We start from the raw sequence: 16,389 nt of genomic DNA on the forward strand, positions 1-16,389 counted from the left end.
GCGCGTTTTCGATAAGGAGACACTGATGACTTATCTGGTGAATCAGCCCGCCGACTTCGTCGACGAAAGCATCGACGGTTTCGTGGCCGCCAACCGAGCCCTGGTGCGCCGCGTGCCCGGCGGTGTGGTGCGTGCCACGCGAACCCCGCCCGGGCAGGTCGCCGTGGTCATCGGCGGCGGCTCCGGCCACTATCCGGCATTCGCCGGGCTGGTGGGCCAGGGGCTGGCGCACGGCGCGGCCATGGGCAACGTCTTTGCCTCGCCGTCGGCGCAACAGATTTATTCCGTGGCCAAGGCCGCGGCCTCCGATTCGGGCGTGCTGCTGTCGTTCGGCAATTATGCCGGCGACGTGCTCAACTTCGGCATCGCCGAGGAACGCCTGAAGGCGGAAGGTATTGCCTGTCGCTGCTTCGCCGTCACCGACGACATCTGCAGCGGCCCCGCCGACAAGGCCAGCGAACGTCGCGGCATTGCCGGTGATCTGACCGTGTTCCGCGCCGCCGCACTGGCTGCCGCCGAGGGCAAGTCGCTGGACGAGGTCTACCAATTCGCAAGCCATGCCAACGATCGTACCCGGTCGTTCGGGGTGGCGTTTTCCGGGTGCACATTGCCCGGTGCCAAACAGCCCCTGTTCACGGTGCCCGAAGGGCGCATGGGCGTGGGCATGGGCATCCACGGCGAGCAGGGCATCGAGGAAGTCGATATGCCGAGCGCGTCGGACCTGGCCGACATGCTGGTCGACCGCCTGCTCGACGAGCGCCCGGGCGGCGTCGCCCGGGCTGGCTCGCCGCGTGTGGGCGTAATGCTCAACGGCCTGGGCTCGGTCAAGTACGAAGAACTGTTCGTGCTGTACAAACGTGTTTCGGAGCGGCTGGAGGATGCCGGCCTGACACTCGTGCAGCCCGAAGTCGGCGAGCTGGTCACCAGTTTCGAGATGGCCGGCGTGTCGCTCACGCTGTTCTGGCTCGACGAGGCGCTGGAGAAAGCCTGGACGGCACCGGCCACCACGCCGGCGTACTGCCGCGGTGGCGTAGCGCTGGAAGGCGAGCTGCGCGACGAGGCCGACCTGGCCGCCGCCCATGAAGAGGAAACCCCGCCGGCCAGCGCCGATTCCAAATCGGATGCGGCCGGCATGCTGGCCGTGATCGAGGCCATCCAGGCCCGGATCGAGGCCGAGGCCGAGGGCCTGGGCCAGCTCGATGCCATTTCCGGCGACGGCGATCACGGCATCGGCATGGATACCGGCGCCCGCGCCGCGCTGGCCGCCGCGCGGCGCGCGGTTGAAAAAGGTTGCGGCGCCGGCACTGTCCTGATGCGGGCCGGCGATGCCTGGGCCAACGAGGCCGGGGGCACCTCCGGCGCGCTGTGGGGCCTCGGCCTGCGCAGTGTGGGCGCGCGCATCGGCGATGACGACCGCGTGGCCGCGCCCGCGGTGGCCGCCGGCGTGGTTGACGCCACCGACGCGATCATGCGGCTCGGCGGCGCCGAGATGGGCGACAAGACCATGCTCGACTCGATGAAGCCGTTCGCCGACACGCTGGCCGAACAAGTGCGCTCCGGCACCCATCTGCGCGAAGCCTGGCGCGGTGCCGCCGAGACCTCGCAGCACGCCGCCGAAGCGACCGCCGACCTGGCGCCGAAGAAGGGCCGGGCCAAAAACCATAGCGACAAGAGCGTGGGCCACCCCGATCCGGGTGCGATTTCGTTCGCGATGATCGTCGCCGCCGTCGCCGACACCCTCGAATCCCTGCATGAGGACGCAGCATGAGCGACAAACTCCGAATCATCATCGGTTCCGACGAGGCCGGCTATCGCTACAAGGAAGCGATCAAGGCTGACATGCAGGCCAGCGACACCGTGTCCTCGGTCGAGGACATGGGCGTTGCCGAGGCGGCCAAGACGCCGTACCCGACCATCGCCATCGCCGCGGCCCAGAAGATCGCCGCGGGCGAGGCCGACCGGGCGTTGCTGATCTGCGGTACCGGGCTCGGCGTGGCGATTTCGGCCAACAAGGTGCCCGGCATCCGCGCGGTCACCGCGCACGATGGCTACTCGGTCGAGCGCGGCGTGCTGTCCAACAACGCCCAGGTGCTGTGCTTCGGCGAGCGCGTGATCGGGCTGGAGCTGGCCCGTAAGCTGGCCCGCGAATGGCTGACCTATCGTTTCGACGAGAACTCCTCGTCGGCGAAGAAAGTGGCCGTGATCAAGCAATACGAGGAAACCGGCGACGCCAGCCCCGTCGAGTAGGCGACAATGAGCGCCGGTTTGCACAACCATTGAACTGCAATGCATATCGGCGTCAGCTTCAAGATGTATCTCGACCGGTCGCGTACACGTGAGTGGTGCGCGGCCGCCGCCGCGATTGCCAACCGGCATCCGGCGGTCCGCTCGAGCGCGGTCGAACTGATCGTCTTTCCCTCCCTTCCGGCCATGGAACGCTCCATGACGGCCTGCGCCGGCTCGCCCGTAGCCTTTGGCGCCCAGGATCTGTTCTGGGCGGACCGCGGCGCCTACACGGGCGCGGTCAGCGGCGCAGATCTGGCCGATATGGGCTGTACCTACGCCGAGATCGGGCATGCCGAACGCCGTCGTGTGTTCGGCGAGACAGACGCCATCGTGGCGAAGAAGGTGGTCGCGGCGGTACGCAATGGCCTCACGCCGTGGCTGTGTATCGGTGAGTCCGAGGCCAGGCCGGTCGATCAGGCGATCGACTGCTGCACCAACCAGCTAGCCGCCGCGCTGGCCGAGTTGACTCGGCCGACGCCGATGGTCATCGCCTACGAGCCGGTGTGGGCGATCGGGCAAACCGAAGCGGCCAGCGCCGCGCACGTGGCCGAAGTCACCCGCGGCATCAAGGCCGGCCTGTTCGAGCGGACCGGCCAGAGCGATGTGCCGGTGGTCTATGGCGGCAGTGCCGCACCGGGCACGCTGACCGAACTTGGCACGGCGGTCGACGGGCTGTTCCTCGGCCGCTTCGCCCACGATACGGCGGCTTTCGAAGCTATTCTCGACGAGGCCGCAGATCTGAGCGGCTAGAGCATCTTTTCGTGAGCCGTGATTCAAATCTCAGCAGGCAATGAAATGCGAGATCGTTCAGTGCGTTGTTGCTCTGGAAGCCTTTGACTGGCCGGGGTTTCGCGCTGATGCGCGAGTCACCTTTCTTGCTTGCCCAAGAAAGGTAACCGAAAGAAGGGCACCCGACACAGCGCCGGCTACGCCGGTTCACTCCGACGCACAATGCCGACGGGATGCGGCCAGAACTCACGTGGCTTTGGCGACGCTCAGACAGGCTGGCCGCCCCGGCGCCGTGCGCCGGACACCCGTCGCCATTGCGCCTCTCCGTCGCTGCGTAACGGGATGCAATACAGAGCCGTCCGGTTATTATTAATCCGGCATCAGAACAGCTGACTTCATCAGCTGTTTTCAACGCCTTCAAAAATAAAAGCCGGCGCCTGTCCGTCTTTTATTTTCAAAGGCTTCGCGGCCGATGGCCGCGGCGAGCATGCGGTCGCATACTCGCGCTATTAACCCGAAAAATCATCTATTTTTGTGCCGGGTTAATAACCTGCCCGAGTACAGTATAAAACCAGCGCAAACAGGCTCCGTCTTCCATCTGCGTGAATCTGCGTCGATCTGCGGACAAAATGCCTCTGGAGAACGCTTTTAGTCGCCCATGGCAGCGCGCACGGCGGCGCGATCCGGCATGCCGGCCCGTGCGCCGGCGGCCGTCACCGACAGCGAGGCGGCGACGCCCGCCATGCGGATTGCATCCTCGACCGACTGGCCTTCCAGCCGCGCGGCGGCGAACGCCCCGGCGAAGGTGTCGCCGGCGCCGGTGGTATCGACCACCGTGCACGGCCGGCCGGGGACATGGCCACGGCTGCCATCGCGGCCGATCCAGAGTGCGCCGTCCGCGCCGAGGGTGGCGATCACGCCGATATCGTACTGCCGGGCAAGGCGCGCGGCCTGATCGACGGTCTGGTCGCGGCTCGCGCCTTCGCGCTCGCCAAGCAGAAAAGCGGCCTCCCCGGCGTTGACCATCAGCCAGTCCACGGCGGTCATCTCGAAAGCCTTGAGCGGAGCGGCGGGCGCGGCATTCAGGATCACTTCGGCGCCGGCCGCCCGACCGGCGCTCAGCGCCGCATTAACGAACGCGGTCGGCGTTTCGAGTTGCACAAGGAGCACGTTCGCGCCGCCCATGGCGCCGGCCATGTCGCGCGAGCCGTCGAGTTCGCCGTTGGCCCCGGGCACCACCACGATCCGGTTCTCGCCGGCCTCGTTGACGGTGATCAGAGCCATACCGCTGCTGCCGGGAAAGCGCTGCACGCCGTCGGCGTCAATGCCCTCGGCGGCCAGATCGGCCACGATCCGATCGCCGAAATCGTCATCGCCGGCCGCACCAAGAAAACGCACCGGCGCGCCCAGCCGCGCGGCGGCCACGGCCTGATTCGCGCCCTTGCCGCCCTGATGCACGGCATAGCCGGAGGCGATCAGCGTCTCGCCCGGCTCGGGATGATGCGCGACACGGGCGACCAGATCGATGTTGGCACTGCCGGCGACCACGATCATGGGCGGTCTCCGGCGACTGGGGACGACGAGTGGATCGCGGAGCGGCGGATTTCGAATGCTGTCATGAAATTCAGTTGGCGAGGTTGAGCGGACCTATTCGACCATACTTGCGAGCGTATCGGCAGTCATCGCGTGATGATCGCCGCCGTCGGCGCCGGTAAGTGCGCTGCACTCGGTTTCGTCGCAAACGGTAATCGTCCCCTAATAGCAAATCCGCATCGGCAGGCCGTGTTCGTCCGTGGGCGGATGTTCGGGCACGCTCCGGTGGATGCCGGCGGCGATGCGTTCGGCCGAGAACAGCGCGGCATAGGCGTCGGCGATGTCGTCATCGGCGGCGTGGCCGACACGGTGTTTCTGTCTGAAGTGTTCGAAGTGCGCACGGCTGTAGCGTGTGAACACGCGTTGCAAACGATCGTAGGCGCCGAGGCCGGATTTCTTCGGGTGGGGCATGGGCCGCAGCGGGCCGCCCGTATCGGCGTTCCAGCAGGCAAAGGCGAGTTCGGGATGCACTTCGTGGACGCTCGTGCGCAACGCCGGCTGATCGGCAAGCAACGCATCCACTTCGCGAATCTTGCCGAACAGGTTGAACGCCTGGGCCGATACGCCACCCGCGTCGTTGTCGATGTTGATACGGCTGGCCCTGGCATGCGCGTCGCGCAAAGCGAGCCCGGCGGTCGTTGCGTAAACCGCGCCCCGGGTGGCGGTCGGGAACACGCTGTTGCCGCGAGCGGCGCCCAGAAGACGGCGGGCTTCGATGTCGCATGCTCGCTTGCCGGCGGCGGCCAGGCCGATCGGCATGTCGATGGCCACGATATCGCGCTCGGCGACGACGCCCAGCGTTTGCAGCAGATCGTATAGCCGCGGCCGGAGAAACACGCCGTCCGGGGTGGCGGCGACCCATCCGGCAGGGCAGCCGTCGATGCCGATACAGTTCGGGCCCGTCATCGCATCAGTTTAGCGGATGCGATGACGGGCCCGACGGCGTAGGGTCGGTCGCCTGTGACCGTCAGGCCGCCAGGGCCGCCCCGATGGCGTCGTCGATGATGGCCAGGCCTTCGTCGATATCCTCGGCGGTGCTGATGAGCGGCGGCATGACCTTGATCACGCGATCGCCCGGGCCGGTGGTTTCCATGATCAGCCCGCGCTCGAAGCATTGCTTGGTTACGGCGTTGCCGTGGTCCGGCACCGCGCAGTCCAGGCCGATGAAGAAACCGCGGCCGCGGACTTCACCATCGAAACCGTCGTGCTTGTCGATGATTTCCTGCAGCCGAGCACGGATGCGTTCGCCCTGCTCGGTAACGTGCCGGGTGAGTTGGTCGTCGCGCCAGAACTTCTCGAGCGCGGCGGCGCCGGTGACGAATGCATGGTTGTTGCCGCGGAAGGTGCCGGTGTGCTCGCCCGGGTCCCAGACATCGATTTCCGGGCGCATGAGCACCAGCGACATCGGCGAGCCCATGCCCGAAATCGATTTCGCGAGGGTCACGATATCGGGCTGGATCTCGGCCGGTTCGAACGAAAAGAACGGGCCGGTACGGCCGTAGCCGGCCTGGATGTCGTCGACGATGAATAATAAATCGTGCTCGCGACAGACCCGGGCCACCTCGCGCAGCCAGTCGAAGCCGGCCGCATAGATGCCGCCCTCGCCCTGCACGGTTTCCACGATCACCGCCGCCGGCTTGTCGACGCCGGAGAACGAATCCGACAGCAGTGCTTCCAGATCGGCGATCGTGTCGCGACCGTCGCGATAATAACCGTCGAAGGCCGCGGTGGTGGTATCCGACAGGCCCACGCCGGCGCTATTGCGGATGGCGGCGTTGCTGGTCACCGAGGTCGAGCCCAGGGTCATGCCGTGGAAGCTGTGGGTGAAATGGATCATGCCCGAGCGGCCGGTGTATTTACGCGCCAGCTTGAGCGCGGCTTCCACCGCGTTGGTGCCGGTCGGGCCGGGGAATTGCAGTTTGTAGTCCAGCTTGCGTGGTTTGAGAATGATGTCCTCGAAGGTCTCCATGAACCGGGTCTTGGCCGCGGTGGCCATGTCCAGCCCGTGGTTGATGCCGCCGGACTTGATGTAGTCGAGCAGGGCGGCTTCCATATCGGGATCGTTGTGGCCGTAGTTCAGCGCGCCGGCGCCGGAGAAGAAATCCAGGTATTCGCGGCCGTCGACGTCGGTCATACGGTTGCCGCGGGCGGTTTTGAACTCGGTCGGAAACGAGCGCACGTAGCCGCGGACTTCCGATTCCAGGCGATTGATGATGTCCATGCTCATGGCGATCGTTGCCTCTTTCAGACTTCGGGCAGGTTGCCCAGGCAGTAGTATTTCGTCTCGAGATACTCGTTGATGCCGACATGGCCACCTTCGCGGCCGAGGCCGGATTGCTTGACGCCGCCGAACGGCACGTGCGGCCCGGTGATGTCCATGGTGTTGATGCCGACCATGCCGTACTCCAGCCCGCGCAGATACTTGCGGATGCGGGCGTCGCTGGGCGTGAACACGTACGAGGCCAGGCCATAGATGGTGTCGTTGGCGGCGGCCAGGGCCTCGTCGTCGGTGTCGAACGGTGCGATCGGTGCCACCGGGGCGAATTGCTCCTCGGCGGCCACGCGCATGGCCGAGGTGAAATCGGCGACCACGGTGGGCATGAAGAAATTCTCGCCCGGGGCGTCGGACTGATCGCGCCCGATAATGCGGGCGCCGCGCTCGCGGGCGTCGTCGACCAGCGATTGGGCTTTTTCGACGGCATCGGCGTGGATGAGCGGGCCGATCTCGGTGTTCTCGTCGAGACCGTGGCCGACCGGCATGGCGTTCATCTTCGCAACGAAGCGATCAACGAAGTCGTCATACATCGAGCGATGCACGAAGATGCGGTTGGCGGCCACGCAATCCTGGCCGGTGGTCTGGAACTTGGCGGCGATGGCGCCCTCGACGGCGGTCTCGAGATCGGCGTCCTCGCAGACGATGAAGGGCGCGTTGCCGCCGAGTTCCATGGCGTTCTTCTTGACCGTGGCCGCGCTCTGCTCGATCAGCTTGCGGCCGACCGCGGTCGAACCGGTGAACGACAACGCACGAACGCGATCATCCGCGCAGACGCGCTCGCCGAATTGTTTGCCCGAGCCGGGCACGACATTGAATTCGCCGTTGCTGAGCCCGGCCTTTTCGGCCAGATCGGCCAACGCGAGCGCGCAGAAGGCGGTCTCGGTGGCGGGGTTGACCAGCGTAGTGCAGCCGGCGGCGAGCGCAGCGCCGACCTTGCGCGTGATCATCGCCAGCGGGAAGTTCCACGGCGTGATGACGGCGGCCACGCCGACCGGCTCCTCGACCGTTCCGATCGCCTTGGTCGGGTCCTCGGCGGGGATGGTCTTGCCGCGGATGCGGCGGGCTTCTTCGGCGAACCAGCGGAAGAAACTCGCGGCATAATCGACTTCGCCGCGGGCCTCGTTAATCGGTTTGCCCTGTTCGAGGGTCATCAGCCGCGCCAGCGCCTCACGGTTGTCCTGCATGCCCTGGTACCAGGCATGAAGACGATCGGCGCGGGTCAGTGGGGCGGTGTGGCGCCACGCCTCGAAGGCGGTTGCCGCGGCATCGATCGCCGAGTCCATCTGTTCGGCGTCCAGCGCCGGCACGTGGCCGAGCAGTTCGCCGTTGGCCGGGTCGCGGACGGGATTTTTCTCGTCGGGCCCGGCCTGACGCCATTCACCGCCGATGTAGGCGGCTTCGTGCATGAGTGCCTGATAGTCGGACATTAAATCGCGCTCGTGATCTGAAGGTCCAGATGTATCACGCTACCAATTTGCACGATGTGGCTACATCAGTAGTCGTGCGGAGCCTGCTTGTGCCGCTGCCACGACGGTATCGAGCCGGGCTGTCCGTTTCTGCGCTTGGCGATGGCTCGCCGTGCCGCCTCGGTCGCCGGCGCGCGCCTCATCCCGGGGCCGATGTCCGCCGGCCCCGGGTGGGGTTCAGGCGCGCTCGGGCGCCTGTCCGGCGGAATCGATCCGGTCGTGTCCGGTGACCGAAAGATAGGTCACCAGCGCGCATATCATGGTCAGAAACACCCCGCTCGTCAGGGTCGTACCCAGCCCGAGGCCGCCGTTGGCCAGCGGCTGCGACAGGCCGTCGCCACAGGCCGCGCCCAGCGGTCGGGTGAGGATGTAGGCGACCCAGAAGCAGACGATGCCATTGGCGGCGGCGCCGTAGTAGGCCAGGGCGGACACCCCGATCAGGCCACCGAAGAGCAGGCCGGTGCTGGCGAAACCCAGGCCCAGCCCCTCGGCGACCCAGTCGCCCACGGCCGTGCCCAGGGCAAACGTCATGAGGATCGCCGTCCAGTAGAAGCTTTCGCGACGCCGGGTATTGATGCAGTGTATGGACAATGTCCTCTCGCAGGCATACCACAGCGCAAAGGTCGCGGCGAGCGCGAACGCAAACAGCAGCGATGAGGCATACAGCGGCACGCCCAGGCGGTCGGTCAGATTGTCGGTGACCAGGGTGCCGAACACGCTGATCACGACCACCGTCGACCAGTAGCGTGCCGGAACATAGCGCCGACTGCGCATCTGCAGCGCCAGCAGTCCCGCCAGCAGCAGGCCGGTAACCACCGATGTGCCGGACAGCCCGAGGTGCAACCGCACGTTGACGAAATCCGCGGCCGTTTCGCCTACGGTGGTCGACATCATCTTGATCAGCCAGAAAACCAGGGTGACCTGCGGCACCTTGTTCCAGTAAGTCGTCGATTTTTGTGCGGCGTAAGTCATGGTGTGGCTCACCTGGGTTGGGGTTCAATCGTTGCGTTCGCTGTCTTCGGCGCCGCCGCTCGTCTGCGGCCCTGCGATGGCCATGTCGCCCGGCACGCGGCAGGCATTCCCATTGACGGCACCGCCGCCGTATTGCGTGGCCTCGATTGTGGGGAGCGAGACTTAGCTCGAACTTAGTCGTCTCGTACGGCCTCGCGTCGGGGTGTCGGCCGATACCGTCTCGGGCGTGATCCGGCGTCCGGTAATGCGGCAACCAGCGCCGGGGAGGTGTTAGATTCGGGGTCTGATTTTCGTTGACCAGGCTAATTCCCATGTCCCAAATGCAAGTTGCCCAGATCAGCCGCGCGGGCGGCGAGTTCGAACTGGTGACCCGTTCGGTCGCCGAACCCGGCCCGTCGCAGGTACGCATCAAGATCGCCGCCTGTGGTATCTGTCATTCCGATGCCTTCGTCGTCGACGGCGGATTTCCCGGGCTGCAATACCCGCGCGTGCCCGGCCATGAAGTCATCGGCACCATCGATGCGCTGGGCGAGGATATCGACCATTGGCAGGCCGGCCAGCGCGTGGGTGTCGGCTGGCACGGCGGCCATTGTTTCGCCTGCGACTCCTGTCGGTCGGGCGATTTCGTGACCTGCGCGAACCAGCAGATCTGTGGCATTTCCTACGACGGCGGCTATGCCGAATACATGATCGCGCCGGCGGAGGCGCTGGTCGCCATTCCCGAGGCCCTGTCGTCGGTGGAGGCGGCGCCGTTGTTGTGCGCCGGCGTGACCACCTACAACGGCATGCGCCACACCGGCGCAAAGCCGGGCGACGTGGTGGCCATCCAGGGCATCGGCGGGCTCGGCCATCTGGCGCTGCAGTATGCCCATGCCATGGGCTTTCATACCGTGGCGCTGTCGCGCGGCAGCGACAAGAAGGATCTGGCACTGGAACTCGGCGCCGACACCTATGTCGATACCGAGGCCGAGGATGCGGTCGAGGCGCTGCAGAATCTCGGCGGCGCCCGTGTAATCGTGGCCACCGCGCCCAATCCGAAACTGATGAGTTCGGTGATCGACGGCCTGGGCGTCGACGGTCAGCTGCTGGTGCTCGGCGCGTCGCCCGAGCCGATCGAAGTCTCGCCGTTTCAGTTGTTGATGGCGCGCCGCAGCGTAGCCGGCCACCCGAGCGGCGCCCCGCACGACTCGGAAGACACGCTGAGCTTCTCCGCCCTGCGCGACATCAAGACGCGCATCGAGACCTATCCGTTGTCGGACGTGAATGCGGCCTACCAGCGCATGATCAACAACGACGCCCGCTTTCGGGTCGTGCTCACGATGGAATGACGCGGGCCGCCATGGGCGGGTGACCTGACTGCCCGACGAGCCGATGCCCCGCGGCCGCGATGCGGTCGCTACGGCCCGTCTTCTGCGTTAAGCGGGAGACGGGCCGTTTTGGTTTCGCCGATACAGCGCGATAACGGTGCGCATGGCGATGCCCAAGGTCACGCCCCGGCGTGTGCAGGCGTCATCGCGTGCGGGGTCTCATCAGCTTGTAGATCACGGGCATCAAGACCAGCACCAGCGGCATCTGGATCATCAGCCCGGTGATGATGGCGATCGCCAGTGGTTGCAGCATGGCCGAGCCGCGGCCAATGCCGAGCGCCAGGGGCAAGAGCGCGAGCGCGAACGCCAGTGCGCTCATCACGATGGGCCGTATCCGGTTACGCCCGGCGCGAATCAGGTTTTGCGCCAGTGGTTGTTTAGAGCCGCCCACGGCCTCGATCAGCCGCAGTTCGGAGAAATAGAAGATCGCGATCTCGGTGACGATGCCGATGATCATCGTCATGCCCATCATGGCGGTGATATTGAGCTGCACGCCCGTCATCCACAAACCGATGAACACGGCACTGGCCGCGAGCAATGGCTGCACGAGAATGGCCAGCGCGGCCCGGAACCGTTCGTAGAGAAACAGCAGCAGGAAAAACACCAGCGCGACCGCGGCAATGAACACCCGAATCAGGCCGGCGAACGATTGCTGCTGCTGCTTGTACAGGCCACTGAGCTGGTAATAATCGTTTTTGGGAATCAGCCCTGGTTTCTGCAGGACTTGCTTGACGCTGGCCGCCGCCGCGCCCAGCGAGCGACCGCTGATGCGGGCGGTCACCATCACATCCGACTGCAGGTTATAGCGTGTCAGCTCGGGCTGGCCGGATACGATCTTGACATCCGCTACCCGCGACAGCGGCACCAGATGCCCGTCGGGCGCCTGTAGCCGCATATTGCGCACGGCATCGATATTGTTGCGCAATTTTTTCGGTACCCAGACGCGCACGCCGATAAATTTCACGCCCTTGCGCACTTGCGTGGTGACCACGCCGCCCAGATAGGCCTGTAACTGCTGGGTGATGGCTTGCGGCGACAGGCCCTGAATCGCGGCCTTCACGCGCTTTACGTGAATATCGAGGCTGTCGCCGGCGATCACCACGCCGTTCTTCACACTGACGATACCGTTCACGCCGCTGATCGCATGGGCGACCTTTTTGGCCACATGCCGCAGATCCTGGACGTTGTCGCCGAACAGGCGGATGGCAATGGGCTGCGGCACCGAGGTCAGATCGCCGATTTCATCCTCGATGAGCTGCGAGACATCGATGTCCAGGCTGGGCACCTTGTTCTGAACCTGCTGACGGATATGGTTCATGACCGCCGATGTCGACGGGCGCGGCAACGGCTTCAAGCGCACGAAGAAGTCGCCGGTGTCGGGCGCGGTGATGCCGCCGCCCAGCTGGTAGCCCGTGCGCCGCGACCAGTTGCTGACATAGGGGTTGTTTTTCAGGATCCCGGCCACCTGTTTCAGCAACCGATTGGTTTCCTGTAACGAGGTACCCGGTGGCGAACGATAGTCGAGGACAAAGCCGCCCTGGTCCATTTGCGGGATAAAGCCCGATCCCACGCTGCCGAATGCCACATAGGCCACGATCAGCAATGGCACGAGACCCACCAGTAGCCACGCCGGGCGCCGTAGCACCCGGACCATCAGCTTGGTGTAGCCACGATTGACGTAGCGGGTAATACGGCCGACTTTCTCGCGTTCGGTATCCTTGGGCCCCAGCATGAAGTTGGCCAGTAGCGGTACCACCAGCCAGGCCACGAGAAACGAGATGAACAGTGCGCTCGCCATGGTCAGCGACAGCGCCTTGAAAAAGGCCCCCGTGACCCCGCTGAGAAAGGTCAGCGGCAGGAAGATGATGATAGTTGAGGCTGACGAGCCCACTTGCGGCGGCGTGAACTCGCGTGCGGCCGCCAGCACTCTTTCGATGCCGTGTTCGCCGGTGTCCTGGACCCGGCGCACGATCTGCTCGACCATCACGATGATATCGTCGATGATGAGGCCGACGGCCGCCGCCATGCCGCCGAGCGTCATCATGTTCAGCGTCATGCCAAAGACATAGAGCAACAGCATGCTCACCGCCAGGACGGCAGGGACCGCGACGACCGCGACCAGCGTGATCTTCCAGCTGCGCAGGAACACCAGCAGGACCAGCGCGGCCAGCCCGACGCCGATGAAAATGGCGCTTACCACGCTCGACTTGGATAGCTGCACCAGAACCGATTGGTTATACCACTGATTCAGCTGCACGCCCTTGGGCATCTGCGGCTGGAATTCAGCCAGCCGGCTTTTCAGGTTGTTGGATAGATTGATGACGCTGGCGGACGGCTGCTGATAGACGTTGAGCAGCACCGCTTGCTGGCCGTTGGCCGTGACCCGTGTGTACTTGGGCGCGGTGGCCAGCTTGACATTGGCCACGTCCTCGAGTTGGACCTGTCCGTTATCACCGCTTTTGAGAATGGTGTGGCGAATCTCCTGGAGGCTTTTAAAGCGCGTGTCGGAGACTTCCAGATACAGCTTGTAATGATCCTGGATTCGGCCGACGGCGGTCAGCACATTGGAGGCCGAGACCGCCTTGGTCACGGCGGCCATCGATAATCCCACGGCCTTGAGCCGTGCGGGGTTGACGCTTACCCGGTATTCGGCCTTTGCCCCGCCCTGCACCGTGACCTTGGCGACCCCGGTCACGCTGGACAGGTAGGGCACGAGCTTGTATCTGGCCAGGTCACGCAGTTGGACCTGGCTGAGTTTCTTGGAGGTCAGGCTGTAGGCCACCACTGGCCCGTAGTTCGCCGGGTAGCGCCGGTGGGCGGTATAGGTTGTGCCCTGTGGCAGGCTGGACATCATCTGGCCGATGACCGAATCCACCTGGAGCACGGCATTCTTCATGTCGTGGCCCCAGTCGAAATTGATCTCGATATCGGTCGAGCCGCGACTGGTCGTCGAGCGAACCGAACGCACGCCGGGTACCGAGCGCACGGCCTGCTCAACCGGCCGCGTGACCTGCAGCATCATTTCATGTGCCGGGCGCACGCCAGCGTTCAGGGATACGCGTACCCGTGGGAACGAAACCTGGGGGAACAGGCCGACGGCGAGTTTGCCGTAGCTAAAGGCGCCGCCCAGGGCGAGCAGTACCAGCAGGAACAGAATCGAGCGCGTGTGATTCTGTACCCAGCTCGCGAAACTCATGAGCCCTGACGGACCGCCATGCCGTCCGATAATTCGTAGTTACCCTGAACCACGATGGGCATGCCGACCTTCAGTTGGCTGTTCGTGGGTTTGATCGCGACCAGCCCATCCTGCTCGAGCCCCTTGTGGACATTGATCCGCTTCGCCTTGCCATGGTGCACGACGAACACATAATCGCCCTGCTTGTCGTGCAATACCGCCGAGCGCGGCACGGCCAGCGGATGATGCGTGGATAACTTGAGCCGGCCCTTGACCCGCATCCCGGGCAGAAACGGCTGCGCCTGTGCGCCGCGCAACGGCGCGATGGCGTTGACCAGGCGCGTGTTGGGGTCGACCACGGCATTGACTACGCTGATCTGGCTGGCGACGCCCTTGCCATTGCCGAACAAAGGAATCACCTGGACCGACATCCCGGGTTTGATTTGCTTGACTTCGTCCGGCTCGATACCCAGGGCCACCCGCAGCCGATCGCGGCGCGCGAGCTGGAACAACAGGGTGCCGGACTTGACCTGATTGCCCGGGTTGATGGGCAGCTTGCTGACGATGCCGCTGAAGGGCGCGGTCACGACACGCGTCTGCTGCCCCGTGCCCAGCGCTTTCTGTGCCGCGAAAGCAGCCTTCGCCTGGGCCAGTTTCTGCCCGGCCGAATCGACGTTGGCGTGGGTCGCCAGATGTTGCTTGAGCAGTTTTTTCTGGCGGGCCAGGGCCTGGCGCGCAAAGCGGACATTGGCTTTGGCCGTCAGGTAATTCGAGCGCGCCGAGGGGGCCGTGCGCAGCGTCAGCAGCGGATCGCCTTTTTTAACCGGTTGGCCGAGGTTGACATCGAGCTTGCGTACGAACGCGGTATAGGTGGCATCGCGCGTGGTCTGCGCTTCGGGATCGGGCCGCACCACGCCAAACGCGGTGATGGTGTGGTCCATGGCATGGGTCTTGAGCCGGGCTGTCTGCACTTTGACGCTGGGCTGCGTGGCGGCGAACAGCGCCGTCGACACGCACAAAAGCGCAATTCCGATCGTTAGTCGCATCGTTTAACTTTTTCCAGCAGCTTGGTTGGCGGCGGGCGTGTCCAGCGGCATGCCGAGCAGCGTTTCCAGATTGGCCTGGGCCTGCTGCAGGGAACTCTTGAGCCGGATCGCCTCGATCTGCTTCGAAAGCAGACTCGTGCGCAGATTGATATAGGTGCCCGCGCTCATGTTGCCCTCGGCGAAGCTGCGTTGGGCGGCGGTGGTGGTTTGTTTGAGCAGCGGCAGATGGGCTTGCAGCTGATGCAGTTGCCGGCTGCGAATCCGCACCTCGCGCCACAGTTTGTGCGCCTGGTTGGCGGCCTGATCCAGGCGCGCCTGGTAGCTCTGGCGCAGTGACGCGCGTGTTGCGCGGGCGATCGCGATCTGGCCCTGGTTGTGGTTGAACAGCGGCAGCGTCAGGTTGATGCCCGCGCCCACGGTCTTGACCTGACTGGTATCGCTGCCGTTGGTCGGCCCGATCGACAGCGCCGGAAACTGCTTGAGAATGGCCTTGCGCACCTTGGCTTCCTGGCTGTGATAGCCGGCGCGCAGCGCGAGCAGATCCGGCCGGCGCTCGGGCAGCTTCGCCAGCGCGGACTGAAAGTCGGCCCTGGATAAGGGATGGATATTGATGGCGCCGGTCAACCGCGGCTCGACGCCCGGCTTGACGCCGAGCAGGGCATCCAGCGCGTGCCAGGTCTGGTTGCGCTGGCGCTCGAGTTGGCGCAACTGGCCGTTGGCGTTGACCAGGGTGACCAGATCGGCGGACGTGGTCGACAGCGTGGCATTGCCCTGTTTCAGGGCCTTGCGGTCGCGTTGATAGTGCTGCTTGTTGAGCCGGTGCTGGGTTTCCAGCAGATCGGCAAGCCGCGCCTGCGCGCGCGCCTGGATGAACAGCTGGCGTGCTTTCTGCGCGACCTGCCATTCCTGCCAGAGGATGTTCAGGTTGACCTTGGCCCGATTCGAGCGCGCGGCAGCGCGCGACGCGTGCCGGGTGATCAGGCTGGTCAGGTCCGCCATCAGCCCGAGGCTGTAGCCGTTGTAAAGCGGCGGCGGCCCGCCCGTCGGATGGATGAAGTTCGCGCTCAGCTGCGGGTTGGGCAGCAGCCCGGCCTTTAACAGCTGTGCCTGCGCCACCCCGGCTTGCGCCCGCTTGGCCTTGAGATTGGGATTGTCGAGCACCGCCAGGAGGACCACGTCGGTCATGTCCAGACCCTTGGCCGGGTTGACCGCATGCGGCTGCAGCCCGGGCACCGTGAGTTGCTTGGCCGGGACCTGCAGCGCGGGCGGCGCGTCCGCCAGATCGGGGCTATCGGGTAATGGCTTGGCGTGGTAAGTCGCGCAGGCCGACACCAGAATCACCGGCACGATCGCCAGAGCAAGGCGGATTGGGCGAGCCCCGGGGCGGCCCGGGCCTTTGACGCAAGGCTGGATCATCAGAGCAAGGCGCGCCGTCACCGGCACGGGAACCACGTGTTGGAACGCGAGTCTAACCACCTAG

The 16,389-nt window shown here is 65.1% G+C and carries 12 protein-coding genes; 4 read left to right on the forward strand and 8 right to left on the reverse strand.

Annotated elements, in window-relative coordinates:
* The first annotated feature begins 25 nt into the window (after window positions 1-25).
* The 3 genes from SALB1_RS09295 to SALB1_RS09305 are packed head-to-tail and all read left to right on the forward strand — an operon-like array spanning window position 26 to window position 3,036.
* Window positions 26-1,768 carry a dihydroxyacetone kinase family protein gene (locus SALB1_RS09295; RefSeq protein ID WP_109993608.1) on the forward strand — a complete coding sequence of 581 codons (1,743 nt, stop codon included), beginning with the start codon at window positions 26-28 and terminating at the stop codon, window positions 1,766-1,768.
* The gene (locus tag SALB1_RS09300; protein ID WP_109993609.1) at window positions 1,765-2,247 is read left to right on the forward strand and encodes a ribose-5-phosphate isomerase; all 483 of its coding nucleotides are present in this window, start codon (window positions 1,765-1,767) and stop codon (window positions 2,245-2,247) included. The genes SALB1_RS09295 and SALB1_RS09300 overlap by 4 nt, the downstream gene beginning before the upstream one ends.
* A 39-nt stretch (window positions 2,248-2,286) precedes the next feature.
* Window positions 2,287-3,036: a triose-phosphate isomerase family protein gene (locus SALB1_RS09305; protein WP_109993610.1), complete on the forward strand. Its 750-nt coding sequence runs from the start codon at window positions 2,287-2,289 to the stop codon at window positions 3,034-3,036.
* Between the two features lie 627 nt (window positions 3,037-3,663).
* Here SALB1_RS09305 and SALB1_RS09310 read toward each other — a convergent pair.
* The 5 genes from SALB1_RS09310 to SALB1_RS09330 form a co-directional block, all read right to left on the reverse strand.
* The gene (locus SALB1_RS09310; protein WP_109993611.1) at window positions 3,664-4,569 is read right to left on the reverse strand and encodes a ribokinase; all 906 of its coding nucleotides are present in this window, start codon (window positions 4,567-4,569) and stop codon (window positions 3,664-3,666) included.
* Window positions 4,570-4,770: 201 nt separating this feature from the next.
* Window positions 4,771-5,514, reverse strand: coding sequence for a DUF429 domain-containing protein (locus SALB1_RS09315; RefSeq protein WP_109993612.1), 744 nt, complete (start codon window positions 5,512-5,514; stop codon window positions 4,771-4,773).
* A 61-nt stretch (window positions 5,515-5,575) separates the two neighbouring features.
* Window positions 5,576-6,829 carry a diaminobutyrate--2-oxoglutarate transaminase gene (gene ectB / locus SALB1_RS09320; protein WP_109995362.1) on the reverse strand — a complete coding sequence of 418 codons (1,254 nt, stop codon included), beginning with the start codon at window positions 6,827-6,829 and terminating at the stop codon, window positions 5,576-5,578.
* Between the two features lie 23 nt (window positions 6,830-6,852).
* Window positions 6,853-8,310 (reverse strand): NAD-dependent succinate-semialdehyde dehydrogenase, encoded by a 1,458-nt coding sequence (locus SALB1_RS09325; RefSeq protein ID WP_109993613.1) that lies wholly within the window; start codon window positions 8,308-8,310, stop codon window positions 6,853-6,855.
* 216 nt (window positions 8,311-8,526) lie between these two features.
* A complete protein-coding gene (locus SALB1_RS09330) occupies window positions 8,527-9,321 on the reverse strand; it encodes a hypothetical protein (protein ID WP_109993614.1) in 795 nt (264 codons plus the stop codon).
* Between the two features lie 311 nt (window positions 9,322-9,632).
* Between SALB1_RS09330 and SALB1_RS09335 the strand changes: the two genes are divergently transcribed.
* Window positions 9,633-10,649 (forward strand): alcohol dehydrogenase, encoded by a 1,017-nt coding sequence (locus SALB1_RS09335; protein WP_109993615.1) that lies wholly within the window; start codon window positions 9,633-9,635, stop codon window positions 10,647-10,649.
* Between the two features lie 181 nt (window positions 10,650-10,830).
* Here SALB1_RS09335 and SALB1_RS09340 read toward each other — a convergent pair whose 3' ends face one another.
* The 3 genes from SALB1_RS09340 to SALB1_RS09350 are packed head-to-tail and all read right to left on the reverse strand — an operon-like array spanning window position 10,831 to window position 16,352.
* The gene (locus SALB1_RS09340) at window positions 10,831-13,884 is read right to left on the reverse strand and encodes an efflux RND transporter permease subunit (RefSeq protein WP_109993616.1); all 3,054 of its coding nucleotides are present in this window, start codon (window positions 13,882-13,884) and stop codon (window positions 10,831-10,833) included.
* Window positions 13,881-14,909: an efflux RND transporter periplasmic adaptor subunit gene (locus tag SALB1_RS09345; protein WP_109993617.1), complete on the reverse strand. Its 1,029-nt coding sequence runs from the start codon at window positions 14,907-14,909 to the stop codon at window positions 13,881-13,883. The genes SALB1_RS09340 and SALB1_RS09345 overlap by 4 nt, the downstream gene beginning before the upstream one ends.
* Before the next feature lie 3 nt (window positions 14,910-14,912).
* Window positions 14,913-16,352 (reverse strand): TolC family protein, encoded by a 1,440-nt coding sequence (locus SALB1_RS09350; protein ID WP_145961289.1) that lies wholly within the window; start codon window positions 16,350-16,352, stop codon window positions 14,913-14,915.
* Between the last annotated feature and the right edge of the window lie 37 nt (window positions 16,353-16,389).

It is taken from the genome of Salinisphaera sp. LB1, assembly GCF_003177035.1.
GTDB lineage: Bacteria > Pseudomonadota > Gammaproteobacteria > Nevskiales > Salinisphaeraceae > Salinisphaera.

Coding starts and splice junctions, on each gene's coding strand:
- SALB1_RS09295 (WP_109993608.1), top strand. CDS start 26: ATGACTTATCTGGTGAATCAGCCCGCCGACTTCGTCGACGAAAGCATC.
- SALB1_RS09300 (WP_109993609.1), top strand. CDS start 1,765: ATGAGCGACAAACTCCGAATCATCATCGGTTCCGACGAGGCCGGCTAT.
- SALB1_RS09305 (WP_109993610.1), top strand. CDS start 2,287: ATGCATATCGGCGTCAGCTTCAAGATGTATCTCGACCGGTCGCGTACA.
- SALB1_RS09310 (WP_109993611.1), bottom strand. CDS start 4,569: ATGATCGTGGTCGCCGGCAGTGCCAACATCGATCTGGTCGCCCGTGTC.
- SALB1_RS09315 (WP_109993612.1), bottom strand. CDS start 5,514: ATGACGGGCCCGAACTGTATCGGCATCGACGGCTGCCCTGCCGGATGG.
- ectB (WP_109995362.1), bottom strand. CDS start 6,829: ATGGACATCATCAATCGCCTGGAATCGGAAGTCCGCGGCTACGTGCGC.
- SALB1_RS09325 (WP_109993613.1), bottom strand. CDS start 8,310: ATGTCCGACTATCAGGCACTCATGCACGAAGCCGCCTACATCGGCGGT.
- SALB1_RS09330 (WP_109993614.1), bottom strand. CDS start 9,321: ATGACTTACGCCGCACAAAAATCGACGACTTACTGGAACAAGGTGCCG.
- SALB1_RS09335 (WP_109993615.1), top strand. CDS start 9,633: ATGTCCCAAATGCAAGTTGCCCAGATCAGCCGCGCGGGCGGCGAGTTC.
- SALB1_RS09340 (WP_109993616.1), bottom strand. CDS start 13,884: ATGAGTTTCGCGAGCTGGGTACAGAATCACACGCGCTCGATTCTGTTC.
- SALB1_RS09345 (WP_109993617.1), bottom strand. CDS start 14,909: ATGCGACTAACGATCGGAATTGCGCTTTTGTGCGTGTCGACGGCGCTG.